The organism is Alkalimonas collagenimarina (genome assembly GCF_030717845.1).
GTDB lineage: Bacteria > Pseudomonadota > Gammaproteobacteria > Enterobacterales > Alteromonadaceae > Alkalimonas > Alkalimonas collagenimarina.
Genome location: NZ_JAUZVZ010000012.1, coordinates 50,221 through 76,333 on the forward strand (window position 1 = coordinate 50,221; position 26,113 = coordinate 76,333).

General features: G+C 50.0%; 25 protein-coding genes. 12 read left to right on the forward strand and 13 right to left on the reverse strand.

Annotated elements, in window-relative coordinates:
* Nucleotides 1–31 precede the first annotated feature (31 nt).
* Nucleotides 32–547 (reverse strand): metal-independent carbonic anhydrase family protein, encoded by a 516-nt coding sequence (locus Q3O60_RS09945; protein WP_369812658.1) that lies wholly within the window; start codon nucleotides 545–547, stop codon nucleotides 32–34.
* 287 nt (nucleotides 548–834) lie between these two features.
* Between Q3O60_RS09945 and Q3O60_RS09950 the strand changes: the two genes are divergently transcribed.
* Nucleotides 835–1,902 carry a linear amide C-N hydrolase gene (locus Q3O60_RS09950; protein ID WP_305893775.1) on the forward strand — a complete coding sequence of 356 codons (1,068 nt, stop codon included), beginning with the start codon at nucleotides 835–837 and terminating at the stop codon, nucleotides 1,900–1,902.
* 46 nt (nucleotides 1,903–1,948) lie between these two features.
* On the opposite strand, the gene Q3O60_RS09955 is transcribed toward Q3O60_RS09950, so the two are convergent.
* The 4 genes from Q3O60_RS09955 to bfr (Q3O60_RS09970) form a co-directional block, all read right to left on the reverse strand.
* Nucleotides 1,949–2,692, reverse strand: a complete 744-nt coding sequence (locus tag Q3O60_RS09955) for a ZIP family metal transporter (RefSeq protein WP_305893776.1) — start codon at nucleotides 2,690–2,692, stop codon at nucleotides 1,949–1,951.
* Between the two features lie 83 nt (nucleotides 2,693–2,775).
* Nucleotides 2,776–3,666: a ZIP family metal transporter gene (locus tag Q3O60_RS09960; RefSeq protein ID WP_305893777.1), complete on the reverse strand. Its 891-nt coding sequence runs from the start codon at nucleotides 3,664–3,666 to the stop codon at nucleotides 2,776–2,778.
* A gap of 211 nt (nucleotides 3,667–3,877) precedes the next feature.
* Nucleotides 3,878–4,345: a bacterioferritin gene (gene bfr, locus Q3O60_RS09965; protein WP_305893778.1), complete on the reverse strand. Its 468-nt coding sequence runs from the start codon at nucleotides 4,343–4,345 to the stop codon at nucleotides 3,878–3,880.
* Nucleotides 4,342–4,818 carry a bacterioferritin gene (gene bfr, locus Q3O60_RS09970; protein ID WP_305893846.1) on the reverse strand — a complete coding sequence of 159 codons (477 nt, stop codon included), beginning with the start codon at nucleotides 4,816–4,818 and terminating at the stop codon, nucleotides 4,342–4,344. The genes bfr (Q3O60_RS09965) and bfr (Q3O60_RS09970) overlap by 4 nt, the downstream gene beginning before the upstream one ends.
* A 267-nt stretch (nucleotides 4,819–5,085) precedes the next feature.
* On the opposite strand from bfr (Q3O60_RS09970), the gene Q3O60_RS09975 reads away from it, so the two are divergent.
* Nucleotides 5,086–6,582: a S10 family peptidase gene (locus Q3O60_RS09975; protein ID WP_305893779.1), complete on the forward strand. Its 1,497-nt coding sequence runs from the start codon at nucleotides 5,086–5,088 to the stop codon at nucleotides 6,580–6,582.
* A 48-nt stretch (nucleotides 6,583–6,630) separates the two neighbouring features.
* Here Q3O60_RS09975 and Q3O60_RS09980 read toward each other — a convergent pair whose 3' ends face one another.
* Both Q3O60_RS09980 and Q3O60_RS09985 read right to left on the reverse strand, forming a co-directional pair.
* Nucleotides 6,631–7,059, reverse strand: coding sequence for a YqaA family protein (locus tag Q3O60_RS09980; protein WP_305893847.1), 429 nt, complete (start codon nucleotides 7,057–7,059; stop codon nucleotides 6,631–6,633).
* Nucleotides 7,060–7,080: 21 nt separating this feature from the next.
* The gene (locus Q3O60_RS09985; RefSeq protein WP_305893780.1) at nucleotides 7,081–8,361 is read right to left on the reverse strand and encodes a peptidoglycan DD-metalloendopeptidase family protein; all 1,281 of its coding nucleotides are present in this window, start codon (nucleotides 8,359–8,361) and stop codon (nucleotides 7,081–7,083) included.
* A 253-nt stretch (nucleotides 8,362–8,614) separates the two neighbouring features.
* Here Q3O60_RS09985 and Q3O60_RS09990 point away from each other — a divergent pair, with 253 nt between their 5' ends.
* The 3 genes from Q3O60_RS09990 to Q3O60_RS10000 all read left to right on the forward strand — a co-directional run bounded on the left by Q3O60_RS09990 (nucleotide 8,615) and on the right by Q3O60_RS10000 (nucleotide 12,998).
* Entirely contained in the window at nucleotides 8,615–9,994 is a 1,380-nt protein-coding gene (locus Q3O60_RS09990; protein WP_305893781.1) for a class II fumarate hydratase, read from the forward strand.
* Nucleotides 9,995–10,080: 86 nt separating this feature from the next.
* A complete protein-coding gene (locus Q3O60_RS09995; protein ID WP_305893782.1) occupies nucleotides 10,081–11,286 on the forward strand; it encodes a PA0049 C-terminal domain-containing protein in 1,206 nt (401 codons plus the stop codon).
* Nucleotides 11,287–11,348: 62 nt separating this feature from the next.
* Entirely contained in the window at nucleotides 11,349–12,998 is a 1,650-nt protein-coding gene (locus Q3O60_RS10000; RefSeq protein WP_305893783.1) for an amidohydrolase, read from the forward strand.
* 79 nt (nucleotides 12,999–13,077) lie between these two features.
* Here the strand turns inward: Q3O60_RS10000 and Q3O60_RS10005 are convergent, their stop codons facing one another.
* Nucleotides 13,078–13,470, reverse strand: a complete 393-nt coding sequence (locus Q3O60_RS10005) for an HPF/RaiA family ribosome-associated protein (protein ID WP_305893784.1) — start codon at nucleotides 13,468–13,470, stop codon at nucleotides 13,078–13,080.
* Between the two features lie 207 nt (nucleotides 13,471–13,677).
* Here Q3O60_RS10005 and Q3O60_RS10010 point away from each other — a divergent pair, with 207 nt between their 5' ends.
* The gene (locus Q3O60_RS10010) at nucleotides 13,678–14,442 is read left to right on the forward strand and encodes a TrmH family RNA methyltransferase (RefSeq protein WP_305893785.1); all 765 of its coding nucleotides are present in this window, start codon (nucleotides 13,678–13,680) and stop codon (nucleotides 14,440–14,442) included.
* 4 nt (nucleotides 14,443–14,446) lie between these two features.
* Here the strand turns inward: Q3O60_RS10010 and Q3O60_RS10015 are convergent, their stop codons facing one another.
* On the reverse strand, nucleotides 14,447–16,225 hold the full coding sequence (locus Q3O60_RS10015; RefSeq protein ID WP_305893786.1) for a PAS domain S-box protein: 1,779 nt from the start codon (nucleotides 16,223–16,225) through the stop codon (nucleotides 14,447–14,449).
* 220 nt (nucleotides 16,226–16,445) lie between these two features.
* On the opposite strand from Q3O60_RS10015, the gene cysM reads away from it, so the two are divergent.
* Nucleotides 16,446–17,327, forward strand: coding sequence for a cysteine synthase CysM (gene cysM / locus Q3O60_RS10020; protein WP_305893787.1), 882 nt, complete (start codon nucleotides 16,446–16,448; stop codon nucleotides 17,325–17,327).
* Nucleotides 17,328–17,329: 2 nt separating this feature from the next.
* Here the strand turns inward: cysM and Q3O60_RS10025 are convergent, their stop codons facing one another.
* Entirely contained in the window at nucleotides 17,330–17,452 is a 123-nt protein-coding gene (locus Q3O60_RS10025) for a hypothetical protein (RefSeq protein WP_305893788.1), read from the reverse strand.
* 120 nt (nucleotides 17,453–17,572) lie between these two features.
* Between Q3O60_RS10025 and Q3O60_RS10030 the strand changes: the two genes are divergently transcribed.
* From Q3O60_RS10030 to Q3O60_RS10050, 5 genes are all read left to right on the forward strand, one after another.
* The gene (locus Q3O60_RS10030; protein ID WP_305893789.1) at nucleotides 17,573–18,865 is read left to right on the forward strand and encodes a putative porin; all 1,293 of its coding nucleotides are present in this window, start codon (nucleotides 17,573–17,575) and stop codon (nucleotides 18,863–18,865) included.
* An 89-nt stretch (nucleotides 18,866–18,954) separates the two neighbouring features.
* On the forward strand, nucleotides 18,955–20,592 hold the full coding sequence (locus Q3O60_RS10035; RefSeq protein ID WP_305893790.1) for a BCCT family transporter: 1,638 nt from the start codon (nucleotides 18,955–18,957) through the stop codon (nucleotides 20,590–20,592).
* Nucleotides 20,593–20,948: 356 nt separating this feature from the next.
* A complete protein-coding gene (locus Q3O60_RS10040) occupies nucleotides 20,949–22,832 on the forward strand; it encodes a DUF294 nucleotidyltransferase-like domain-containing protein (protein WP_305893791.1) in 1,884 nt (627 codons plus the stop codon).
* A gap of 5 nt (nucleotides 22,833–22,837) precedes the next feature.
* The gene (locus Q3O60_RS10045; RefSeq protein WP_305893792.1) at nucleotides 22,838–23,587 is read left to right on the forward strand and encodes a 3'-5' exonuclease; all 750 of its coding nucleotides are present in this window, start codon (nucleotides 22,838–22,840) and stop codon (nucleotides 23,585–23,587) included.
* A gap of 87 nt (nucleotides 23,588–23,674) precedes the next feature.
* Complete coding sequence (locus tag Q3O60_RS10050; RefSeq protein ID WP_305893793.1) at nucleotides 23,675–24,133, forward strand: GNAT family N-acetyltransferase; 459 nt, start codon at nucleotides 23,675–23,677, stop codon at nucleotides 24,131–24,133.
* 22 nt (nucleotides 24,134–24,155) lie between these two features.
* Here the strand turns inward: Q3O60_RS10050 and Q3O60_RS10055 are convergent, their stop codons facing one another.
* From Q3O60_RS10055 to Q3O60_RS10065, 3 genes are read right to left on the reverse strand one after another with little or no spacing between them, the layout of a single operon-like run.
* Complete coding sequence (locus tag Q3O60_RS10055) at nucleotides 24,156–24,953, reverse strand: DUF4198 domain-containing protein (RefSeq protein ID WP_305893794.1); 798 nt, start codon at nucleotides 24,951–24,953, stop codon at nucleotides 24,156–24,158.
* Between the two features lie 13 nt (nucleotides 24,954–24,966).
* Nucleotides 24,967–25,458 (reverse strand): DUF2271 domain-containing protein, encoded by a 492-nt coding sequence (locus Q3O60_RS10060; protein WP_305893795.1) that lies wholly within the window; start codon nucleotides 25,456–25,458, stop codon nucleotides 24,967–24,969.
* A 27-nt stretch (nucleotides 25,459–25,485) separates the two neighbouring features.
* The gene (locus tag Q3O60_RS10065) at nucleotides 25,486–26,106 is read right to left on the reverse strand and encodes a PepSY-associated TM helix domain-containing protein (protein WP_305893796.1); all 621 of its coding nucleotides are present in this window, start codon (nucleotides 26,104–26,106) and stop codon (nucleotides 25,486–25,488) included.
* Nucleotides 26,107–26,113: the final 7 nt, after the last annotated feature.

Consider the following 26,113-nt stretch of genomic DNA (forward strand, 5'->3'; position numbering starts at 1 on the left):
GCCAGCCAAAAGGGTTGGGATGAGCAACCGGTTAGTTGGCGCTATAGGGCAGCGACGAGTGGTGCAATACGATACGTAGATCGCCTTGCTCGTCCTTTTTAAAACCCCAGGTTTTGTCGACTGTGGTGACCGCTCCACTTTTATCGGTCAGCATCACATGTCCCATGGTCAATGCGAGGTCGCCATTAATATAAACGCCGGCATTATTAAATTCATACCCTTGCCAACCTTTCAAAGCAAAGCCACTATCATCGGCATAGGTCGCATTGCCACCGACAAAATAGGCTAAGGCGCCATCGTAACTGGTACGAAAGGTTTGCTCGCCACTGGCTAATGTGGGTTTAAACAACACGGCACCATGGCCATAGCCATAAGCAGCATCCAGCACCTGACGGGCTTTCTGCTCAGCTTGCTCATGTCCGCCTGCGCTGTATGCGGCACTGATAGCAATTAAGGCTTTGCCCCAAGCTTGTTGTGCTTGCTCTACTTCAGCCTCTGTGATGTTGTTATTCACCACAGACGCAGCCATAACCTGACTAGTGCCCATGGTGAATACGGCGATGGAAATCATTGAAGCAACTCGAATACGCATAGGTTGGTCCTTATTTAGTATAGGTAAGTATCATCTCTAACTTGCTTTACCTGACCACTGTATCAGCACCATATGAACTGCAGCCGCTCCCAAAGATGAACAAGAACCATCACTTAGATTAAAAGCAGATGAACATAAGCAAGGGCAGCAGGCTCAAGGTTTTTTGAAAGCGAAATTCATGCTGGTAAAGAGTCACTTACCTGACTAGACTCTAAAATCCCCCATCCATAGAGAGTGATGCCATGCGCTTTGCACTTAAAAAAATCAGCTGCTTATTGGCAGCAGCCACCCTCACGCTAGCTGCAACCACAGAACTAGCCGAAGCTTGCACTCGGGTCATGTACAAGGGTCCGGAGCAAACCGTAATGACAGGGCGTAGTATGGATTTTTCCCTGCCAATCCCCGCCAACTTATGGACATTCCCACGCGGTATGCAGCGCCATGGAGAAGTCGGCGACAATAGCATTCAGTGGACTTCGAAATACGGCAGCTTGGTGGTGAGCTCCTGGGACATTGCCACTTCGGATGGCATGAACGAAAAGGGGTTGGTCGCCAATATGCTCTGGCTAGTCGAGTCCGAGTACCCAACTTTTAACCCTCAAGGAGATCAACCTGGCCTGGCTATTTCATTGTGGGCGCAGTATGTACTGGATAATTTCGCCAGTGTAGCCGAAACCGTGGCGGCTTTAAGTAAAGAAGACTTTGTGGTGGTGACCGATGTGATCCCAGGCACCGATAAAATGACCACCATTCACTTATCAGTATCCGATGCCAGTGGTGACAATGCGATATTTGAGTACATCGATGGCTCACTGGTGGTGCATCATGACCCTTCCTATGTGGTGATGACCAACGACCCACCGTACGAGCAACAACTGGCGATCCAAAAATACTGGGATAGTATTCCAGGTAATCAGTTTTTACCCGGTACTGTCAAAGCCCCTGATCGCTTTGTCCGGGCTCATTATTACATCAACAGCATTCCACAGACGGCAGATCCAGCCATCGCCGCAGCCAGTGTGTTTAGCGTGATTCGCAATACCTCAGTGCCGTATGGCTACCAGATCGATGGCTACCCCAACTTATCGACCACCCAATGGAGGGTGGTGGCCGATCACAAGCATTTACGCTATTTCTTTGAAACAGCACTAACGCCCAATACCTTTTGGGTCGACTTAAAAAATCTGGATTTCAGTGAGCAAGCGCAAGTCAAAGTATTACGAGCCAATCAAGGGCAAGTGTATGCAGGTGAAACCTCTGCTCAATTCATAGTTTCTGAGCCCTTTCAGTTTCAGGGAATGGATTTTTAATTCCATTGTACAGGGCCTGCTGGCAGGCCCTGTAGTTAACGTTTGCTTAATGCCCTTCGAGCAAGAGGAAGCTCAGCATCAGGCCAAGGCCGCAAAACAAAGCCGCTTGCTGTAACCAGGAGGTTCGCTTCACATCGGATTTCAATAGTGGATAAAGATCAATCAAAGCAATGTAGCTAAAACCACCCGCGGTAATCGCCAGTAAGGCGGATAATGGCAATACCAGCCATTGCCCAAGTGCATACAACAACAAAGCCCCGGCAAACACCGGCAGACTGCATAGCGTGTTAAGCACAATGGCACGCTTTAAACTGGCACCACCATGCATTAACACCGCCACATCGGAAATCTCTTTTGGTAACTCATGCCACACCACGGCCAGAGTCGTAGCCCAACCCAGTGCAGGATCAACCATAAAACTTGCAGCGATCAATACCCCATCGACAGCATTGTGCAGCCCATCCCCAACCAGGTTCATCTTTGCATACTGAGCCAGGCGCGCATCGCCATCAGGGACATGATGGTGGTGCCAATGCAGCCCCTGTTCCAGCAAATGAAACAACAGGAAACCCAACAGTACCATCAACATAATAAACACTGACGACGACGCGCTTTCCAGTGCTTCAGGGATCAAGTGCAGCCAGGCACTACCAAGCAACACCCCGATGGCTAACCCAATCAACACAGGGACCATCCAGCTCAGCCACGGCCGTGCAAGCATCAGTAAGAAACCGCCCAATAAAGCAACCAGTAACACCGTTGAGCTGGCCAGTAACAATTGAATGAGCATGCCAAAACCTTCCATAGAAATGTGATAATATCACAATAGCATAATTTCGCCTTGCTGTGCTTTAAATCTAGCTTTGGTTTTGCTTATCCTAGCGCGGTATCCAGCACCAGCATCAGCACAAACCCCAGCATCAGGCCATTGGTAGCCGCCATTTCATGGCCCTGCCTATGCGACTCTGGGATCATCTCATGGCTGATGACAAACAGCATCGCCCCTGCTGCCATCGCCAAACCCCAAGGCAACAAGAGCGCGTTACTCAGCACGATGGCCCCGATCACAGCCATCAGTGGCTCCACCAGACCGGATAACATACCAACCATTAGGGCAAGAAGGCGGCTGTAGCCTACCGCCAGCAAAGCCATCGCCACGACAAAACCTTCAGGAACATTCTGCAGAGAAATACCGGTGGCCAAAGCTGAAGCACCCACCGCATCACCACTGGCATAAGCCACGCCAATCGCTAAGCCCTCAGGAATATTGTGTAAAATAATAGCAATCACAAACAACCAGCTACGTTTTAACGCCAGTGACTGATGACCTTCGGCCCCTTTGATAAAATGCTCATGCGGAACACTGCGCTCCAATGCCAGCATCAGAACGGCACCCAGCAGAATCGCAGCAGCCACTTGCAACGGCCCCTGCCAGCTCGTTTGCGCTGAGCTTTCAAATAAACCCAGCGCTGGCACGATCAACGAGAAAATACTGGCCGCCAGCATTACGCCGCCACCAAAGCCCAGTATGGCCGCGTGTAATCGATTGGATAAACCACGAGAAAACAAAGCTGGCAAGGCGCCAAGTGCTGTAGCAGCAGCTGCCGCCATACCCGCATAAAACGCATAGCGCACATGCTCTTGCTGCTGCATCAGTAGGGCTAATTGCTGCAAACCATAGCCAGCACCAAGCACCAGGATGAACCAACCCAGCAGCTTTCGCACGGTAAGTTTACTGAGCTTACTTGCACTCGCGGTATTCATTCACATCTCCAGATAGTTCTATGTTCTATTATAGGCACTGACTACCGGTAGTGATCAAGAACTAAATGAGAATTATTCTCAATTTAAATGGATGGTGTCGTTCGTAAAAAAAGATTAGAAATTTAACTCCTAAACGATTTATGCTGACTGGCTGTGCAAAAGAAACCCCGCTTAGCGGGGTTTCATGTTAGCTCTACGATGACAGAGAATGTTAACTCTGCGATTGCAAATAGTTTGGTAAGCCCAGCATCTTAATCAAACGAAGCTGCTGTTCCAGCCAGTAAGCGTGATCTTGTTCAGTATCATCAAGCAGTTGCTGCAGAATAGTACGGGTCACGTAATCCTGTTCTTGCTCACACAATGCCATGCTATCTTTCAACAAAGCCTGCACCCGATACTCAACGTCTAAATCGTTTTGCAGCATTTCAGACACATCCTTGCCCACCTTGATACCATCACGAGTGCTGAGATCAGGCACTCCTTCCAGAAATAAAATACGTTCAATCAGGGCTGCCGCATGGCCTTTTTCATCATCAAACTCATGGTCGATGCGCTCATACAGCTTCTGTAACCCCCAATCCTGATACATGCGTGAATGGATAAAATACTGATCCATGGCACTTAATTCGTTGGCGAGTAAAGTATTCAATGCCTTGATAATGGTTGGCTTGCCTTTCATTGGTCAGCTCCTGTTTGCAGTTGCAGGTAGTTCTCCAGCCCCATGGTGCTGATTTGGTGCTGTTGTGTTTCTAACCAGTCCAGATGTTCTTCTTCATCATCCAGTAACTTGGTCAGCAAATCGCGGCTGACATAATCTTGCAGCTGCTCACACAAGGCTATTGCTGCTCGTAATGGTGGCAACTGTTGTTGTTGAAAGCCCAGATCGCACTGCAGCATCTCTTCAGTCTGCTCACCAATATTAAGCTTGCCAAGCGCTTGTAGATTGGGCAGTCCTTCCAAAAACAAAATACGTTCGATCAGGGCATCCGCTTGCTTCATATCCAGAATGGATTTTTTGTAACAGACATCATTCAATCCTTTTAAGCCCCAGTTTTTGTACATACGGGCATGCAGGAAGTATTGATTGATTGAGGTGAGTTCTGCCGTAAGCACCTGATTCAGTTGTGCAATAATTTTAGGATCACCTTGCATCATGGGCTCCGAGTCATTTGATGATACCTCAGTATAGCCTAGTTGCACCTCAACATCAAAAAACCTTTTTAAATCAAAAGATTGAAAAATGAGAACGATTCGTTTTTCTGATTCTATTTTAATCTGTGACCTCGACGACAACGCCTGGTTGCACGATTCAACAAGTCACTCTATCGCGACCAGCCGTTATTGACCGCAGCTTGATAGCAGGCTGGTCATTTTTGCGCTTAAATACAACTACTCTTCATCAACAAAGAACAATCTAGAATGCGACTGCTTACTTTAGCTTTTATGCTGGTGCTGACAAGTACCAGCCATGCCACAACCCGCCAGATCGAGATCGATCATTCGGTGGAAACCAATCATCAGACTCGGATCAATGGTCAACGAATCTCATATACGGCTACCATTGGCACTCAGCCGGTATGGGATGAAGAAGGGGAACCCGTTGCCACTCTGCACTATACCTACTACCAACGTTCCGGCGTATCCAATATAGGCAAGCGTCCGCTGCTGATCTCCTTCAATGGCGGTCCGGGCTCCGCGTCCGTTTGGATGCATGTTGCCTATACCGGCCCTAAAGTGCTCGACATCGATGATGAAGGCTATCCTATCCAGCCTTATGGCGTAAAAACCAACCCCTACTCCGTGCTGGATGTAGCGGATATTGTGTTTGTAAACCCGGTGAATACCGGCTACTCCCGCGTGGTACCAAACAGTCAGGGCGAGACACTATCCCGCGAGCAGCAGCAAAAGATGTTCTTTGGCGTCAATGCTGATGTCAGCTATCTGGCCGAATGGCTGAATACCTTTGTAACCCGCCACAACCGTTGGACCTCACCGAAGTTTTTAATTGGCGAAAGCTATGGCACCACACGCGTTGCTGGTCTGGCTTTGGCGCTGCAAAATCAGCAGTGGATGTATTTAAATGGGGTTATTCTGGTCTCGCCAACAGATATGGGCATTGAGCGCAATGGCCCGGTGAAAGCCGCCAATCGTCTGCCTTACTTCGCAGCTACCGCCTGGTACCATGGCGTGCTGTCTGACGATTTGCAGCAACGCGACCTATATGAGTTACTGCCAGAAGTGGAAGACTTTACCCTGAATCAGTACCTACCGGCGCTGGCGAAAGGTGCTTTTATTGATGAGGCAGAAAAACAACGCATCGCAGAACAAGTAGCTCGTTACTCTGGCTTATCGTTGCAATCGGTACTGGGCAGCAACCTCGATATTGATAACGCCTTTTTCTGGAAAGACTTGCTGCGCGATCAGGGCAAAACCCTTGGTCGTCTCGACTCGCGTTATCTGGGGATTGATAAAAAAGAAGTAGGTGATCGACCTGATTATTGGGCGGAGCTGACCTCATGGTTGCATTCGTTCACCCCTGCCATCAACCATTACCTGCGCAACGAGCTGAATTATGTTACCGACATCAAATACAATATGTTTGGTCCGGTGCATCCGTGGGATCGCAGTGGCAATAATACTGGTGAAAACCTGCGTCAGGCCATGGCACAAAACCCCTACCTCAATGTATTGTTCCAAGCTGGTTATTACGATGGCGCGACCAATTACTTTGATGCTAAGTACAGCATGTGGCAAATGGACCCGAGCGGAAAGATGCGTGATCGCTTAAGCTTCGCCGGCTATCGCAGTGGTCATATGATGTACCTGCGCTACGAAGATTTGAAAAAATCGAATGACGATTTACGTGAGTTTATTCGCGCTTCCTTACCTGCTGAAGGCCAGGCCGCAAAATACTAATCATCAATGGCTACCAAGGAAGAGCAAGTGAGGCTTGCTCTTCCTTCTTTAACCACTGAAAACAGCAGCACCAATTCCCAGCAAGACCGCATAGCGTAACCCTTTGCCAAGCGCTACCAATAAGAAAAATAACCCAAAACGAACCCGCAATACCCCAGCGATTAACGTCAGTGGATCGCCGACAATAGGTAGCCAGCTCAGCAGTAAACTCCAGCTGCCATAGCGCTGAAAGCGCTCACTTCCTTTAGCCATTTGCTTGCTGGTAAAAGGAAACCAGCGCTGGTGTTGAAAACGGTTGAGTTCCCGGCCTAGCCACCAATTGACACAAGAACCTAGTGTATTGCCCGAAGTAGCCGCCAGCCAGAGCCATAACCATGCATAACCTTGATGCTGCAAGGCCAGCAACAGCATCTCAGAGGAGCCAGGTAACAAGGTGGCCGCAGTGAAAGCGCTGATAAACAGCGACAGATAAGCCAGCATCAGTGAGGGTTCGCTGCTTTAATGCCGCTGCGCTAACAAGGTTTCTTCATCCATTTGCTTGATCATAAAGGCAACCCTTTCGAAAAAGGCGTCACGGCCTTCATCGGGTATCGGCTGCGCCAGCGGAATATTGGCCGTCATTGGATTAACCGGACGGTTGTTGACATGCAGTTCGTAGTGCAGATGAGGCCCGGTGACGCGGCCGGTTGCTCCAGAGAGCGCAATGCGTTGACCACGTTCAACTCGCTGACCATTTCGAACCAACGACCGATCGAGGTGTAAATAACGTGTCTTGTAATTACCATGGTGCTGAATTTCAACGTAACGTCCGGCAAACGGATGGTTTTCCACTCGCACCACCCTGCCATCTGCCGCTGCTAGTACTGGTGTGCCCGTAGGTGTCGCGAAGTCGGTGCCATTGTGGGGCGACACCCGACGAGTCACAGGATGCCGACGCTGCGGATTAAAAGCAGAGCTGATGCGAAATTCACGTTGCAATGGAATACGCATAAAAGCCCGCTGCAAGCTATTACCCTCAGCATCGAAATACTGACCATTATCGTGTAAAAAGGCAGTTAGCTGCTGACGACGGTTAAAAATCCGGATGCCTTCTATCCGGCTTTGCCCTGTGGCGTCATCGCCAACATAGTTATCGCTTCGTACGACCTGAAAACGTGCGCCAGCCTGAATATCGCGTGAAAAGTTAACCCGGTCACGAAATAATTGATGCACTGTGGCAATCTCAGCATCGTTTAATCCGGCATTTTTCGCCGAAACGTAAAAACTGCCATGAATTTCACCGACCAGAGTTTCACTGTGCCATTCACCTGGATTCAGTAACTCCTGATAACTGAACTCGCCATCGTCTTCACGTTGATACAGCACCCGGTTGCCCGCATGCACAAAAAGCTCCATCGAGAGCAGTTGATCATTGTCATCCAGCTGAAAGGTCAACGTATGGCCGGGACGTAACACATCTAATGCCAATAACGATTGGTCGGCAGCCATCACCTGATGCATTTGCTGCTGACTGAAGCCTTGCTTAGAAAAGATACGACTTAAGCTATCCCCAGACTCAATGGCATAGTGACGTCTGCGGTCATCCAGCGGTTGCGGTTCCACCTCTGGCGCCATCGTGCTCTGAAGCTGCTGTACCTGATGTTTTACTTTTTCTTCCATCTGCCAATAGTGCCAGCCTTCTTTCAACAACGTCGGCATCACACCCGTTGATGCTGGCACTGAAGTTTTAGGCGGGCTTGGCCATAGAATAATAGCAGCAGACAACGCTACAAGCGACATCAGGACTCGTCGGTGAACTGGAGGAAGGTTTATAGCAATCTGAGACAAGGATCTTGGCATTCGTTAGCGCTTCATGGTTATTTGATAGTACTATGTTTTCGATACTAACATAAAAATAATAGGCTTCGCTTCGATGCCTCTGTAAAAAAATAGTTCCTAACCTCAGGAAACAAAAAACCCAGCGATTGACAGATTAGTTGTCCAATGCAGGCTAGCCTTAAATAACTAGCATCAATTCATTAGGGAGAAAAGCATGACGACTCGAACCGAACGTGACAGCATGGGCGAACTGCAAGTACCAACCGACGCCTTGTATCAAGCACAGACGCAACGAGCGGTGCAAAACTTTCAATTAAGCGGTTTAGCAATGCCAACTCGCTTTATTCAGGCGGTACTGGCCATCAAAGCAGCCGCTGCAGCTGCAAATCAACAGCTAGGGCTGCTGCCTGCTCATAAAGCAGAAGCCATTATTGCTGCGGCACAACAACAACGGCAACAGACCGATATGCGGCAGTACCCGGTCGATGTATTTCAAACGGGTTCGGGTACCAGCAGCAATATGAATGTCAATGAAGTGCTGGCGACCTTGGCCAGCCAACAGTTAAATGAGGCCGTAAGTCCGAATGATGATATTAATTTAGGCCAAAGCAGCAACGATGTGATCCCAACCGCCATTCAGCTGAGCAGTGTGCTGGCGCTGGAGCAGCAATTATTGCCAGCATTGGATCATCTGATCAATAGCTTACAACAAAAAACGCAACAGATAGGTCAGATGGTAAAAACCGGCCGAACGCATCTGATGGATGCCATGCCCGTCACCTTTGGTCAGGTACTTTCAGGTTGGCAAGCTCAGCTGCAACATAGCCAGCAGCAACTATTGCAACTGCAAGATAGCTTACGACAACTTCCACAAGGGGGCACTGCCGTGGGTACCGGTATCAATGCTCACCCAGCTTTCGCCAGTAGCTTTTGCCAGCAACTAAGTCATGATACCGGCATCACCTTCACCCCTGCCACAAATTTTTTCTTTGGCATCAGCAGCCAGGATCTTAGTGTCAGTTTGTCAGGTCAACTAAAAACTCTGGCAGTATCGCTGATGAAAATCAGCAATGATTTGCGCTGGATGAATTCCGGGCCTTTAGCCGGTTTAGCCGATATAGAATTACCCGCTTTGCAACCGGGCTCTTCCATTATGCCGGGTAAGGTCAACCCAGTGATGCCGGAAGCGGTTGCCATGCTGTGTGCTCAGGTCATTGGCAATGACAGTACTATCACCATTGCAGGCCAATCCGGTAATTTTGAACTGAATGTTATGCTACCTGTTATCGCACACAATTTGCTGCAAAGCATCGAGCTGCTGGCCAATGGTTGTACCGCCTTAGCCGATAAAGCCATTGCTGGATTTACGGTCAATGAAGCACACATTCAGCAAGCTTTGCACCGAAACCCGATGTTGGTCACTGCATTAAACCCAGTGATTGGCTACATGAAAGCCGCTGATATTGCCAAAAAATCCTATCAGCAGCAACGGCCTGTGCTGGAGGTCGCGCTGGAAGAAACCGAGCTAAGCCGTGAAGAGCTGGAATCGCTGCTTGATCCGGCCCGACTTTGTCGGGGTGGTTTGGTGGAATAATTCAAACAGCCTACCCTGCATTAGCTGCCGCTATCAGTTTGTCATATACTGCTGGCCTCTATATACGATCATGATCGGAGAACGCTATGTTTTATCGTCTTATCAACATTGTAGTTCCGCTGCTTATTGCTCTGCCTTTATGTGGTCAATCATTGTTAGCGAACGAGCCCACTGTTGAAGAACAACGACTGGAACAAGCATGGCAAGCCATGCCTAGAGTACTTAGCCGTTTTGAGCCACTGGTGAATGATTTCAGGATCAGCTTACAGCATGTCACCACAGAGCAACAATTGCTCCCCAAGCTCCAGCAGCATGGAGAAGCTTTGTGGCACAAGGCCACTTTGGATGCCAAACAACACAACCATCATGATGATCGGTCTTTGTACTGGGCGCGGCTCATGATGACAAAGGCACTTCGGGACTGGTGTACCGGGCAGCACTGCGATGATCTGTCTGCTTTGGAGCAGCAACTGGAGCTCAGTAGCCGTGGTCAGCTCAATCTGACTTTTTCAGAGCAAAGCGATATCCGTATTCTACTGACTGGCTTTGACCCTTTTTTGCTCGATCGCAATCTGGACCAATCCAACCCATCAGGCGTCACCGCGCTCATGCTAAACGGCTGGGTCTTTCAGTATCAGGGCAAGCAAGTGGAAGTTCAAAGTGCCATGATCCCGGTGCGTTTTGCTGACTTTGATCAAGGCATGATTGAGCAGCTGCTCACTCCTTTGCTGCAACAAAACCGTATTGATATGCTACTGACCGTCAGCATGGGGAGAGAACACTTCGATTTAGAGCACTTCCCCGGTCGCCGCCGCAGCGCTGAAGCACCGGATAACCTGAACGTCTACACGGGTGGCAGCGGCACTAATCCGGTACTGCCGCGGTTGCATGGTGAGCCACTGCAAGGGCCGGAGTTTGTAGTATACAGCCTGCCTTACTCTGCCATGATGCAGGCCGAAGGCCGCTTTCAGATCAATGACAACCGCAACATCACCACACTGGAACGCGGTGAGTTTGCAGCGCAGTCATTGGCAGAATTGACTGAGCAAACCGCAGTGCAAGGCGGTGGCGGCGGTTACTTATCCAATGAAATTTCGTATCGCAGTATTTTACTGCGAGATAGCTATGCTCCAGAGCTGCCGGTCGGCCATATTCATACCCCACGTATTGCAGCATTTGAGCCAGAAACCACCGCTGCTATCGTGCAACAAATTCAACAGATGATCCGCTTAGCCATCGCCAGTAAAGCCAAAGATGCTACCACTATAAGCGACGACGAACAGCTGTTATAGTTTGCTGGTAAATGTGGAAAAAATAAAAACAAAAACGACAATAACAACCTCAGGAACCTATCATGCGATCTTTATCTATTATCACTGCTGCGCTGCTGATTAGCGCTAGCGCTCTCGCCCAGCAAGTCGGCTGGAACAACATTCATGGCTATGGCTTTGACTCACAAGGCCAGCTGGTTCAGTTTCAACAGTTGCTGGTGGATACAGAGACAGGCAAAGTGCTGGCTCGTGGCAATGCCATCCAAAGCGATTATCCCGATGCCAACTGGCAGGATGGCCAGGGAAAAACCATTATACCCGGCTTGATCGATGGCCACGGACATATCCTTGGCCTTGGCCAAAACCTGATGCGGGTTGAGCTACGTGGCAGCCAAAGTGAGCAAGAGGCGGTCGAGCGTGTAGCTGAGTTTGCAGCCAAACACCCAGAGCAACAATGGATACAGGGGCGTGGCTGGAATCAGGTATTATGGGACAACAACGAATTCCCAAGCACAGCCTTACTGGATGAAGTGGTGTCTGATCGGCCGGTGTGGTTAAGCCGCATTGATGGCCACGCTGGCTGGGCCAACAGCAAAGCGCTCGAGCTGGCAGGCATAACCAAAGACTCGCTGGACCCACCGGGCGGCCGTATTCTGCGCGATGAGCAGGGCAACCCTACCGGCGTCTTACTCAATAATGCACGTCAATATATCAGTGCCATACTGCCCGAGCCGAATGAAGCAGAAACGATTCAGGCATTAGAAGCCGCATTTACCGAACTGCTCTCACTCGGCATTACCAGTGTACATGATGCCGGTATTGATAGTGAGCTGGCCCGGTTGTATCAGCGCCTCCGTGCCGAAAACGCCATACCACTGCGTATTTATGCCATGCTATCTGCCCGCAACCCGGATCTGCAGAGCTGGCTGGATCAAGGCATTATTGACGATGAACACGACTTACTGCTAATCCGGGCGGTCAAACTCTATGGCGACGGTGCACTTGGCAGCCGGGGCGCCGCCTTGTTGTCTGATTACAGCGACCAGCCTGAGCATCGTGGCTTGCTGGTGACAGAGCCAGATCGATTGACTGCACAAATGCAGGCCACCATCGAGGCTGGTTTTCAGGCCAATGTGCATGCCATTGGTGACAGAGCCAACCGCATGGTCTTGGATCGATTTGAGCAACTTGCTAGCCCGGAACAATTGCAGCAAGGCCGTCACCGCATGGAGCATGCACAAATTGTCTCTCCAGACGATATTCCTCGCTTTAAAGCCTTGCATGTAGTGCCATCGATGCAAGCCGTCCATGCTACCTCCGATAAGAATATGGCTGGCGATAGGCTGGGTATGGCGCGGCTGCGGGGCGCTTATGCCTGGCGGACCTTTGTTGATCAAGGCAGTCCTATTGTAGGTGGCTCAGATTTTCCAGTCGAGTTGGCGAACCCCTTTCATGGCTTGCATGCCTCTGTGACCCGGCAAGATCAACAAAACCAACCGGTTGGTGGTTGGCTACCAGAGCAGCGCCTGAGCTTAACAGAAGCGTTACGTAGCTTTACCCGCGATGCCGCTTACGGTGCCTTTCAGGAAGAGCGTTTAGGATCATTAGCACCGGGGATGTGGGCCGACTTTATTGTGCTGGAGCAGAATCCTTTTGCCATCGAGGCTGAACAGTTGTGGCAACTTGAAGTGCTGCAAACCTGGTTGGCCGGTCAGCAAGTATTTAGCCGATAGCTGTTACAAAAACACCCCGACGCTGCAGGCGTCGGGGTGTTTTTTGATAAGCAGTCGTGTTGTTATGAAGAAACCAAGCTTACTCCTGAGCAGCTTCAGCTGACTCAGCAGCCACCTGCTCTGGCGATGCAAAAACCGGGCTGGCCGAACGGGTTTGTTTGTCGCGTAATTTCCCTATGACCGAGCTTAACTTACGTTGTAATTTATCGGCAGCACCAGTCACAGCCGGCCCTACATCAGCGGCGTGTTCTGAAACCGTTACCGGATCTAACCCTTCGAATCTGGCTTCCAGCAGACAACGCTTGTCATTGCCATCGTGCTTGCTGTGGCTATTTTCATCACTTAAATGCACTTCAATTCGGGTAATATGGTCGGCAAAACGATGTAACTTATTTTTAAGCGTATCACTGACAAACTCTGCCAAGCGCTCGTCAGCCTGAATATTACGATCACTATTTACTTGAATTTGCATAGAGTACTCCTGTTGTTCGCACTGTAGTGCTTTAATCTGTCTTAGTTGACCGTGCTTAGAGAGAAAGGTTTCCGTCCATATCAAAGATCTGGAGACGAACCTCGTCACAGTCAAGGGCCTATCTCATAATTTATCGCCGATAAAATCAGACAGCACGGCAAAGTCTGGTTAAAATACCCCTATGAATACTCAACCACAGCCAGTCGCATGATCAGTAGCAAATGGGCCAAGCGTATTAAATCACTTCAGCTGAAAAAACACCGTAAGAACGAACGGCAGTTTTTTGTCGAAGGCGAAAAGTCGGTGCTGGAGGTGCTTGCCTCAGGCTGGCACATCACTGCCTTGTTTGCCACCGACCGCTTTATGCAGCAGCATCAGGCTGCCATTCAAGCCAGCCAGCAACAGGCTATGCTCGTTCAGTCATGCAGCAGTGATGAGCTGACCAAAGTCGGTACCTTTAACAGCAATGATGCAGCTTTGGCCATCGTCGAAATGCCACAGTGGCCCCCCTTCAGTGTCCGCGAGGGGGAATGGACCCTGGTGCTGGATAACATCAACGATCCGGGAAATCTGGGCACTATTATCCGCGTCGCCGACTGGTATGGTATCCAACATATTCTGTGCTCACCCGATACCGCCGATTGTTTCAACCCAAAAGTGATTGCAGCAGCAAAAGGCTCATTCTTGCGGGTCCAGTTGCATTATCTGGCGCTGCCAGAGCTGTTAGCCAGTAGCACCATGCCAATTTATGGCGCTTATCTGGGTGGCGACAATGTCCACCAACTGCCATTTACTCAAGCGGGTGGCTATATCGTGCTTGGCAATGAGGCCAATGGCATTGGTGATAGTGTTGGCCAGTTCATTAGCCGTAAAATCACCATTCCCGCCTTTGGCGGTGCCGAGTCGCTGAATGTCGGCATTGCTGCAGCCGTGATCTGCGACAACCTAAAGCGACTGTCTGCTACGCAATAGACGCTTAACTTTCGCTTAAACGCTTCAGCGATTCAGCCAACTGCCGTACCCGCTCACTGGTTTCCATCACCAGCCGGTCAATTTCTTGCGAAGATTTCGCCGATTGGCCTGCCAGGGTTCTTACCTCGTCAGCGACTACGGCAAAACCGCGGCCGGCTTCACCCGCCCGAGCGGCTTCAATCGCCGCATTCAAGGCCAATAAGTTGGTTTGTGCGGCGATGGAGTTGATGGTAGTGATAATGCTGGCGACTTGCTGGCTCGACTCCACGACTTTTGCCATTTCTCTGTCCGTCACCCTTGCCGCCTCGTACTTACTGCTGACATCACTGCCATAGCTGACATACATGCGAATTTCACCTTCTGAATTTTGTATCGGGCACACCGTACCGTGAAAATATACCGGCTCATTGTGTTTATTTAAAATCTGGAACTCACCCACCACTTGTTCACCTGCTTTTAGTTTAGTGAATTGTGTCTCCGTCACAATTTGCCGAAGATTGCGTGCTTTTGCCAGTAACTCTGCCTCTGAAGCATGCCCAAGATGCGATACAATGTATTCATTGGCCGATTGCAATGCACCATCCAAGCCCCACTCACCGACCCCATTGTTTCGGCCTATCGCCTCAAAACGCCTCGCCGACTCTAACGAGGCCTCTTTGGTGGCGGTAATATTGGCTTGGATAGAAATAAAATTCACCAGTTTGGCCTGCTCATCAAATACCGGATTAATAGCCAGTGAAATCCAGTACGGCTCCCCTTTGCTGTTGTAGTTGAGTATTTCGTCATAAAAAGGCTCTTTCGCATGCAATTGCTGACGAATCTTGTCAATAGTTGCTTTATTGGTGTGAGGGCCTTGCAAAAAAGCACCAGGCTTTTTGCCTTGCACTTCATCCTCGCTATAACCCGTCATACTGCAAAAGCCTTGATTGACATAAATAATACGGCCTTCAGCGTCACTGATAATAATGGCATTGTCCGTTTCATTTGCCACCAAAGACAACAAGCGCATGTGCTCGCGCTGTTCCACCTCATGGGTCACATCTTTAACAAAGGCGGTGTACACGATCTTGCCTTCCAGCTCGACTTTCGATAACGATAAGTTACCCCAGCGCCGGCTCCCATCGGCACACTCAATGCTGACTTCCCGACTGGTACCAACAATTTTGTCTTTACCCGTACTGCGGTTGGCATTGACGTAGCCATCATGGGCAGCCTGAATGACTTGAGGCACCAACATCTTGACATTTTTGCCCAGTACCTGATCGGATGAATAGCCCCACAGTTTTTCAGCCGCCCGATTAAAAAATGTAATGCAATTGTGTTCATTGATCACCACCACCGCATCCAGCGCCTGTGCCAAGGTCTGATCCATCATTTGTCGGGCCTCTCGCTCGGCACTGACATCACGAACAAAAGCGGTGTAGCCCACTTTGCTACCAGATTTCACCTGCGAGAGTGCCAAATTGACCCAGAGTTGCTTGCCATCTTTTCGGGTTAGCAATACCTCTCTGCTGGTTCCTACAATGCGATTAGTTCCCGTGGTGCGATGGCGCTCGACATAGCTGTCATGATCGCGTTGGTGATCAACAGGCACCAGCATTTTGACATTCTTCCCCAACACCTCATTGGCCTGGTATCCCCAAAGCTGTTCAGCCGCTTTATTAAAGAATGTGACGTGGTTGCTGGCATCAATACTGACCACTGCATCAATGCACTGCTCTAAGATTTGGCGGGTGTCGTTATTACCACTTAACCAGCTCAACAGTTGACTTATAGAAACCATACAATCCCTTAATGAAAATAGCCTGTGCTCACTACCTTGTGCAGCATGGCCGGCTGACCGCACAATAAATCAATCAATAGATACAAGTAAAACAATAACTAAGGTATAGATGCAATTGGTTGGAATGGCAATACGGTTTGATTGGGCTGATACCCTGTTCTGGCTATCCACCGCTGAGATACGATACAATCAATCATGTTTTTTTCGGAGTCGCCGCCTTATGTACCCCACCATTGAGTCCTATGTTGGACAGACACCTTTAGTTCGTTTACAGCGCATGGCCAGCCATACCAACAGCGTGGTGCTGTGTAAACTGGAGGGCAATAATCCAGCTGGCTCGGTCAAAGACAGGCCTGCTCTTAATATGATTGTGCAAGCTGAGTTGCGTGGTGACATCAAACCCAGTGATCGAATCATTGAAGCCACCAGTGGCAATACCGGCATTGCGCTGGCCATGGCAGCGGCGATTAAAGGCTATGCCATGACTTTAATTATGCCCGCCAATGCCACCGAAGAACGCAAAGCCAGTATGCGTGCTTACGGTGCCGAGTTAATTGAAGTCAGTAAAGAGCAAGGCATGGAGGGCGCCCGCGATCTGGCACTACAGATGCAAGCCGAGGGCAAAGGCATCGTGCTGGATCAGTTTAATAATCCGGATAACCCAGCCGCACACTATGCCAGTACCGGACCAGAGCTGTGGCAGCAAACCGAGGGCAACATCAGCCACTTTATCTCCAGCATGGGCACGACTGGCACCATTATGGGCGTATCGCGCTACCTGAAAGAGCAAAACCCAGCGATTCAAATCATTGGTTTGCAACCAGCCGAAGGTGCCAGCATTCCGGGCATTCGCCGCTGGCCAGAAGCTTACCTACCCGGCTTTTTTCAAAAAGACCGGGTTGATCAGATCATCGACATCAGTCAGGACGATGCCCTTCATGCCATGCGCCAACTGGCACAGCACGAAGGCATCTTTGCCGGTGTCAGCTCTGGTGGCGCAGTCCACGCGGCCATAAAGCTGGCTGAGCAACTGGACAATGCCGTGATTGTGGCCATTATTTGTGATCGAGGCGATCGTTACCTGTCGTCAGGTATTTACTAACGTTAATACTTAAACCGACTGATCTGGGCATCGATATCCTGTGCAATGGTCGCAATCAATTGGCTTTGTTCAGCTGCATCGGTAGCAGCCTGACTGCGCATGGTGTGAAAGGAGAAACTGATCATGCAATGCGGCCTTACAAAGTTAGATGAATCTGAAGTAATTATGCTCTAAATTTGGGTTCCTGCCAGATTTACGCTATGATCTTTTTATAAATTCATGTTTTCATTCAATTAGGTATCACCATGCACTTAAAAAGTCGCTTGGCACTTTTTGTCGCCCTCAGTTTAACCTCTGTTACCCTGCAAGCTTCTGAAGTTGATGAGTTGCGCCAACAATTGCAACAGCTAAAAGCGCAGTTAGCGGCATTGGAACAAAAAATTAATGCACAAGAGGCTGAGCTGGTAGAAGTGAAACAAGAGACCAGTGAGGTAAAAACCACAGTCGCCTCCATTGAACCTTCAGAACAAGATGCTGATGGTATCAAGCTTGGCGGCGCCATTCGCACCAATTACAGCCATACCTCATACAGCGATGGCAATAAAAATCGAGGTGGTGATTTTGCCTTTGATATTTTCCGGCTTAACCTAAACGGTAGTATTGGTGATGTACTGCTCAATGCTGAGATTCGATTTTTCGATTACATGACCGCCGTAAAATATGCGTATGTTGGCTATCAACTGAACGAAGACTGGCAAGTGCAAGCTGGTATTACTCAGGTGCCTTTTGGCAATTGGCCATACAACTCACATAATTATTTTTTCAGCACCAATTACTACATTGGCTTAGAGGATGATCACGACTTAGGCATTTTGTTTAAGCGCAGCATCAAAGACAACTGGCAGCTGGATTTGGCCTTCTTTAAAAATGATGAACTCGGTGGTGTTGATGGCTTTGTCAGTAGCCGGGCGGATCGGTACTCCTATGATGTCGTTGGTTTCCGCGCACCAGGTGATGGTATCTATGATGATCCTAACCAACCATTAGGTGAGTACAACACACTATCTGGCCGCTTTGCCTACCACTTTGAGCACCGTGAAGGCTTTACCACCGAAGTAGGTGTTTCTGCTCTGCATGGGGGCCTGCACGATGGCTTAGATCGGGCCGGCGACTACAATGCATGGGCGGTGCATCTCAATAGTCATTTCGACCGCTGGAACCTGCAATTGCAGCATGGCGAATATCGCTACAATGTGGATGATATCGATCGCATGGCAGTTGGTGCCTACGCTTTTTATGACAGCATTGCCGCCAAGGCCAAAACCAGTACCGTGAATCTGGCTTACAGCCTACCCGTTGAATTTGGGCCAGTGACCTGGATGCAGTTTTACAACAACTATGGTCTGGTCTACGACAAATCGGACAATACCGCCGACACCTGGATGAATGTCACCGGTGTGTCGGTAGCTGCTGGAGGCTTCTTTACTTACTTTGACTTGGTGCATGCCCGCAATCAGCCCTTTGTTGGTGGCTCAGCTTCCGGCGACAGCAATGAGACCGAGCGCCGCTTTAACATCAATATTGGTTACTACTTCTAACCATCTTCAGGCGGTGCTGATGGCACCGCCCTTTCATCACACTTCGTTAGTGTGTCGCACTACAATACTATGGATAAGAGGAACTGAAAATGTCCGATAAAAAAGATCCGATGATCCCCGATGGCGAGGTGAACCCCATCGATACTGACTATCAAGTTGGTCAGGATAATATCGTCGTGAAAGTAGGGCCTTTTGGCCTGGATATCCATAACCGTGTATTTTTAATTTCTGGTCTTGCTGTCATCGCCTTTGTGGTATTAACCATGGCCTTTCAAAGTCAGGTTGAGCCTATTTTCGCCAGCATGCGCGGCTGGTTAACCTCCAATCTGGCGTGGTTCTTTATCTCTGCTGCCAATGTTTTTGTTATTCTTTGTCTGGTGCTGATTGTGTCGCCCCTCGGTAAAGTGCGGCTAGGCGGTACTGAAGCCACCCCCGACTTCAGTTACCTGGGTTGGTTTTCTATGTTGTTTGCCGCTGGCATGGGTATCGGCTTAATGTTTTATGGCGTCTCTGAACCGCTCTCGCATTTTAGTAGCGCCTATGCCGGTACCAGTTTTGAAGAAGGAGTGCGAACCGATTGGGCGCCGCTTGGCGCAGCCGCTGGTGATGCAGCCGCAGCGGAGCGCCTTGGTATGGCCGCTACCATTTACCACTGGGCACTTCACCCTTGGGCAATTTACGCCATTCTGGCTTTAGGCTTGGCCTTATTCTCATTCAACAAAGGTTTGCCGCTAACCATCCGCTCGGTGTTTTATCCATTGCTGGGTGAGCGCGTTTGGGGCTGGCCTGGTCATGTCATCGATATTTTAGCCGTCTTTGCCACCTTGTTTGGTTTAGCCACCTCGCTCGGTTTAGGAGCTTCACAAGCCAGCGCTGGCCTCAATTACCTGTTTGATATGCCAGAAGGTACCGCCATGCAGGTGCTACTGGTTATTGGTATCACCTTAATTGCATTGGTCTCGGTGTTGGCAGGTTTAGAGGCAGGGGTGAAACGATTGTCCGAAATCAACATGACCCTGGCAGCCCTCCTGATGCTGTTTGTCATTATTGTTGGCCCAACCGTGGCTATTCTCACCGGTTTTTTTAGTAATCTAGCAGCTTACCTACAGCATTTACCTGCGCTGGCGAACCCCGTTGGGCGAGAGGATGCCAACTTCTCCCAAGGCTGGACTGCCTTCTACTGGGCTTGGTGGATTTCCTGGTCACCTTTTGTAGGCATGTTTATTGCGCGCGTTTCACGCGGCCGCAGCGTGCGAGAATTCTTAACCTCCGTGTTGTTGATCCCATCGCTGGCTTGCGTGTTGTGGATGACCGTATTTGGCAGCACTGCCATACGTCAGGTGGTTGATAAAGGCTATGATACGGCCGCCAATGCAGATCTACCATTGCAATTGTTCAGCATGCTGGATTTTATGCCTTGGGCGCAAATCACCTCCTTTATTGCGATTATTCTGGTGGTGGTATTCTTTATTACTTCATCTGATTCAGGCTCATTGGTGATTGATACCATTGCGGCTGGCGGTAAAGTGGATGCACCCACGCCACAACGGGTATTCTGGTGTACCTTTGAAGGTCTGGTCGCCATTGCGCTTATACTGGGCGGTGGCTTGGTTGCATTGCAAGCCATGGCCGTATCGACGGGCTTGCCGTTTACCATCGTGCTTTTGGTTGCCTGTATCTCGGTGGTCAAGGGGCTAATGAGTGAGCCCAGACCAGGCAAAGCCTGATGATGTAGGGGCGCATGATTGCGCCCAAGGCAATGATAAACGGATATCGTAGGGGCGCATGATTGCGCCCAAGCAATGATAAACGGATATCGTAGGGGCGCATGATTGCGCCCAAGGCAATGATAAACGGATATCGTAGGGGCTGCCCAAGGCAATGATAAACGGATATCGTAGGGGCTCATGATTGCGCCCAAGGCAATGATAAACGGATATCGTAGGGGCGCATGATTGCGCCCAAGCAATGATAACCGGGTATCGTAGGGGCGCATGATTGCGCCCAAGGCAATGATAAACGGATATCGTAGGGGCGCATGATTGCGCCCTGACATGATCAATAGCGTCAGGCATTTCCAACTATGCAAATTGAGCAGATTGAAATTCTGGAGTTTTTAAAAAGGCACTCACCTTTTCAAGAGCTGCCCGAAGAAACTCAGGTCCAAGTCGCAAGTCAAATTGAAATCAGCTATTTCAAAGCGGGTACCCCCATTTTAAGCTTCGGTCAATCGCTGGATGCTCTCTACTTGATCCGCAGTGGCGCGGTAGAAACTTATCGGCGCAATGGTGATTTATACAACCGCTTAAGTGAAGGCGGTATTTTTGCCGAACAAGGGTTGCTGCGCAGTAAAACCGTTCGTTTTCCGGCTTCAGCCTTAGAAGATACCCTGTTGTATCTAATCCCCGCAACCTTGTTTGATGAGCTGTTTGAAAACCATGACCTGTTCGCTGACTATGTCATGGTGAGTGACGAAGAAAGACGCAAAGCCGTTCCGCAGCGACAAACCGATGCCAACGAACTGATGACGTCGAAAGTCAATACGCTGATTGGCCGTGAACCTGTTACCCTAACCACCGATGCCTCAGTGCGCGATGCAGCTATTACCATGCAGCACGAGTCAGTATCTTCGCTCTTGGTGCTACAACCGGAAACACAAGCTGAAGCGAACCGAGACGGCAAAATAAATTTGATTGCTGGCATTATTACCGATCGCGATATTCGTAATCGCCTGGTCGCACCCGGTTTACCCTTTGATACCGCCATCGGCGATATCATGACTCGTGAATTGGTCACCATTCAGCATCATCAGTTTGTGTTTGAGGCCATGCTGATCATGCTGCGCCATAACGTGCATCATCTGCCCGTTATGAAGCAAGGCCGCCCTATTGGGGTGATTGCGATTTCCGATATTGTGCGCTACGAATCAAAAAATAGTCTCTTTGTAGTCAGCAGTATTTTCCGCCAACAGAGTGTCACCGAGTTGCAGGCCCTCAGCCAGGATGTAAAAGCCTGTTTTGTTCGGATGGTGAATGAAGACGCCAACTCCCATATGATTGGTAGTGCCATGGCCGTCATTGGTCGTAGTTTTAAACAACGTCTGCTGGAACTGGCAGAAGAACAGCTTGGCCCTCCGCCAGTGCCCTACTGTTTTTTGGCACTTGGCTCAATGGCGCGCGAAGAACAATTGATTGTCACCGATCAGGACAATGCACTGATTTTACACAATGACTTTGATGCAAGGCAGCACGATGTCTATTTCAAACAACTAGCCGATTTTGTCTGCGATGGTTTGGCCGCCTGTGGCTATACCTACTGTACCGGTGGCATTATGGCCACCAATCCCAAGTGGCGGCAACCGCTGCAAGTATGGCAGAAGTACTTTCGGGACTGGATCGACAACCCCAGCCCTGAACGCCTTTTGCACAGCTCTATTTTCTTTGATATCGCAGGCGTCTGGGGCAAGGTGGAATGGGCAGAGCAGCTCAACAAAGACATGGTACGGCATGCCAGTCGCAGCAAACGCTTTTTAGCCTCGATGGCTCGCAATGCTTTATTGCGAACGCCACCGCTTGGCTTTTTCAAAGATTTTGTGATGGAGAATGATGGCCGTCAAAATAACTCCCTGAATATTAAACGCCGCGGCACGGCCCCTCTGGCCGACTTGATCCGGGTGCATGCGCTCGCATCAGGCTGCGAGCAACAAAATTCATTTCAGCGCTTAAAACACATCATCAACGCCAAACTGATCCCGCCTGGTCGGGCAGAAGACATTCGGGATGCACTGGAAGTCATCGCCATGGCACGTATTCGTCATCAAGCCATCGCGCTGCAAGCAGGTGAAGAGCCTGATAATAATGTAGCGCCTGAGCATTTATCTGATTTCGAGCGCCGCAATCTGAAAGAAGCTTTTCAGGTGCTCAGCAATGCGCAAAAGTATCTAAAATTCAGATATCAGGGCGGCTAGCAACGATGCTGTATCTCGGGCCAAAGCGACACAAAGCAAACACGCTGACTGGTGATCAGCCCGGTATCGACTGGGCACAGCACTTTGCCGAGCGAGCCAACCAAGCGCGTGATGCCAGACTAGTCCAGTATTATCAAGCGGGCATGGTCACAGTGGATACCCCTATCAAAGATGTGCCCTTACTGGCGATAGACTTTGAGACGACCGGCTTTGAGCCCGAAAAGGATGGTATTCTCAGCATAGGTGTGGTGCCAATGACCTTGCAGCGCATTTCCAGCAACAAGGCTCGGCACTGGCTGCTCAAACCCAAGTTTCATTTAACCGAATCCTCCGTGGTGATCCATGGCATTACCCACAACGATATTGCTGCCGCCCCTGACATCACCAGTATGCTGGATGAGTTGCTCAGCTACATGGCCGGTAGCGTGGCTGTGGTTCACTTTCGCGGCATCGAGCGGCCTTTTTTACAAGCCACCTTGCTAGACAGGCTGGGCGAAGGCATTGATTTTCCAGTGATTGATACCATGGAGCTGGAGGCTCGCCTGCATCGAAGCAAGCCACCTGGCTTATTGGATAAATTACTGGGCAGGCAGCCGGTGTCGATTCGACTCGCCGATAGTCGGCGCCGTTATGGCTTGCCCGATTATCGCCCTCATCATGCGGTCACGGATGCACTGGCTTCAGCCGAACTACTACAAGCCCAGATCGCGGATCGTTTTAGCCCGGACACCCCCATCGCAGAGCTATGGAAATAACCCTCACAGTATGTGTTGCTCTCGCCTAGTCGCGGTATTATCTGATATAGTGCGGATTGAAACCACTAAGCAATGGAGCCTGACTGCATGCAATGGCAGGTGCTGACTTTTGAACAAATAGATACCTACACCCTCTATGCACTATTGCAATTACGGGTAGACGTCTTCGTCGTCGAACAAAATTGTCCTTATCCAGAGCTGGATGACCGTGACCTTCACCCACAAACTCAGCATGTGCTGCTGAAGAAAGGCGATAAAGTGATCGCCTATTCCAGAGTGCTCGCCCCGGGTGTGGTATTTGATCACTACCCCGGTGTTGGTCGGGTCTGCGTTTCCCAGACCGCCCGTCGTCTGGGTCTTGGCCGGGTGCTGGTTGAAAAAACCATCGCGGTAGCCAAAGAGCATTGGCCGCGGATGGATATTCATATCTCTGCCCAATGCTACTTGCAGCAGTTTTATGAGCAGCATGGCTTCCAGGCAGCGAGTGAATCCTACCTGGAAGACGATATCCCTCATTTGAAAATGATTTTACCATTTCGCAGCTAGCTAACAGCATGAAACAGTGGTTTTAAGGCAAGGCAGCTTCGAAAGTCAACGTTAACGACTCACGAACCCGATCAGCCAACGCAGAGGTACTTTCCTGCTGCAGGCTGGCTTCCAACACATAACGACCAGGCTCCGGGGGAGTAAAGCGGATCCGTCCTTCTGCATCACTGGTCAATACCTCGCGACCAGCCGTATCGCGGTACAGCTCGCCCTCTCGTGATAGCTCGATCTGCACATCCGCGGCAGGTTGACCATCCAGCATAAATTGCCATTGCACCGGCTCCGTCGCCACCACATCTGCCGGATGCGTTAACAACTTGAGCTCTAAACCTTCATTGTGCAGTGCCAGCGCCGTTTTATTCGGTGCATTGACACTGACATAGCTCAGGGCACGACCACGGCTACGGGTGGTTACCACATTGGTGGCATTGGCTGGAATTTTCTCCGCTCGTTCTTGCTTATTGACCATCAGGCGACGGCGCTCACCATCCTCTTCGAAAAACGTAAAATAACGTGCGGGCCCGGCCAACTCGATCCGGTAGGTACCATCCATGGTCAATTGATGGTCGGCCTGTGATTTACGTTTGCCCTGATAGCTTTGACTGAACGCATGGCGCTCACCATCGGGGAAGACAATGGATAAATTAGCAGGACTGACGCCTTTATCCGCTACGAATGTCATATTGGCTGCCGACACATCCACTGAAATCCAGCTGTCTTCGGAAGACAACACAAAGTGGCTGGGTAATACCCATAGGGTATGGGCAGAAACGGAAACACTGCATAGTACCAATAACGCACTGATCATTAATTTTTTCATACTCGACTCTCTTTTAGTTTAAGGTAATTTTCAGCTCGCCCAATTCCGACATAGCTTCCTGCGTATACTGCTGAGGGCCGCCCCCCCATTGAATAGTCTGACGCTGCAAGCTGCGTCCCCCTTGCTCACGCGAGGCTTCGACCAAAATGGTGTATTGGCCATCGGGAACGGGTTGTCCGGCATCATCCAGCCCGTTCCAACTCAGCTGGTAGCGACCTGGTGTGCGGGTAGCCCCGGTGCGGCCGTCCACCAACTCAGCTTCACTGCGGCCTATTTTTCGCCAAAAGCGGCGAATATCTTTCAACCAGTCGGGTTCCTTGCGCCAAATCTCAAGCAACCGCACCGACTGCTGATCTTCATCCTCCACCCAAACAGCAACATAAGGCCGGTAGTACTGCGCTGTTTCCACCACCGGCAACTCTAGCGATATCTCAACCTGCTGGGACTGCACAGGCGATACAGCCAGCACCAGTCCTGCCAATGATGAACTTATGTATCGATACATTTTCATGTCTCCTTCAGTAACGAACCATTAATGCAGTGACGCCATGTAAATCAATAGAGCACTGATCCCGCCTAGCAAAGCGAGGCTATTGCCCAGTGATTTTTGGCTTTTATTTTTCAGTAACAGATAAAATCCGGTCAGGCTAAATAGCAGGCAACTGACTGCTGTGGCATCAATCAGCCATGACCAGAGCACGCCAGCATCGCGGCCTTTGTGTAAATCGTTGGCCAGCGCTAAGTAACCGGCGAACGACTGCTCTATCTCAACCTCTTCCACCGTAAAGTCCACCAACACCATGGCGTAACCAGCGGCTCGCTTAAACTCCAGCTCCAGTAGCTCATCCTCCTCGTCGAACTGATAGCTCCAATCTGTGGCCTTCAGCTGAAAGTTTTGTTGCACCCAACGATAAACCTCATTGGCATACAGCGACTGCTGCAGCGGCTGCTCTGGCCATTCCGCTAGCTGCAAGGATACAGGCAAGGCTACCAGCTCCATCCGTTGGTAACTTCCCCACTGACTGTGCCAATTGGGATGATTCAGCGTGATCCCTGTGATCGAGAAAAACAGCAGTAGCAATAACACCCACATGGCACTGTAGGTATGCAGCGCCCGCATCAGACGCTGCAGATTGAATGAACTTGCTTTCATCCTCAGG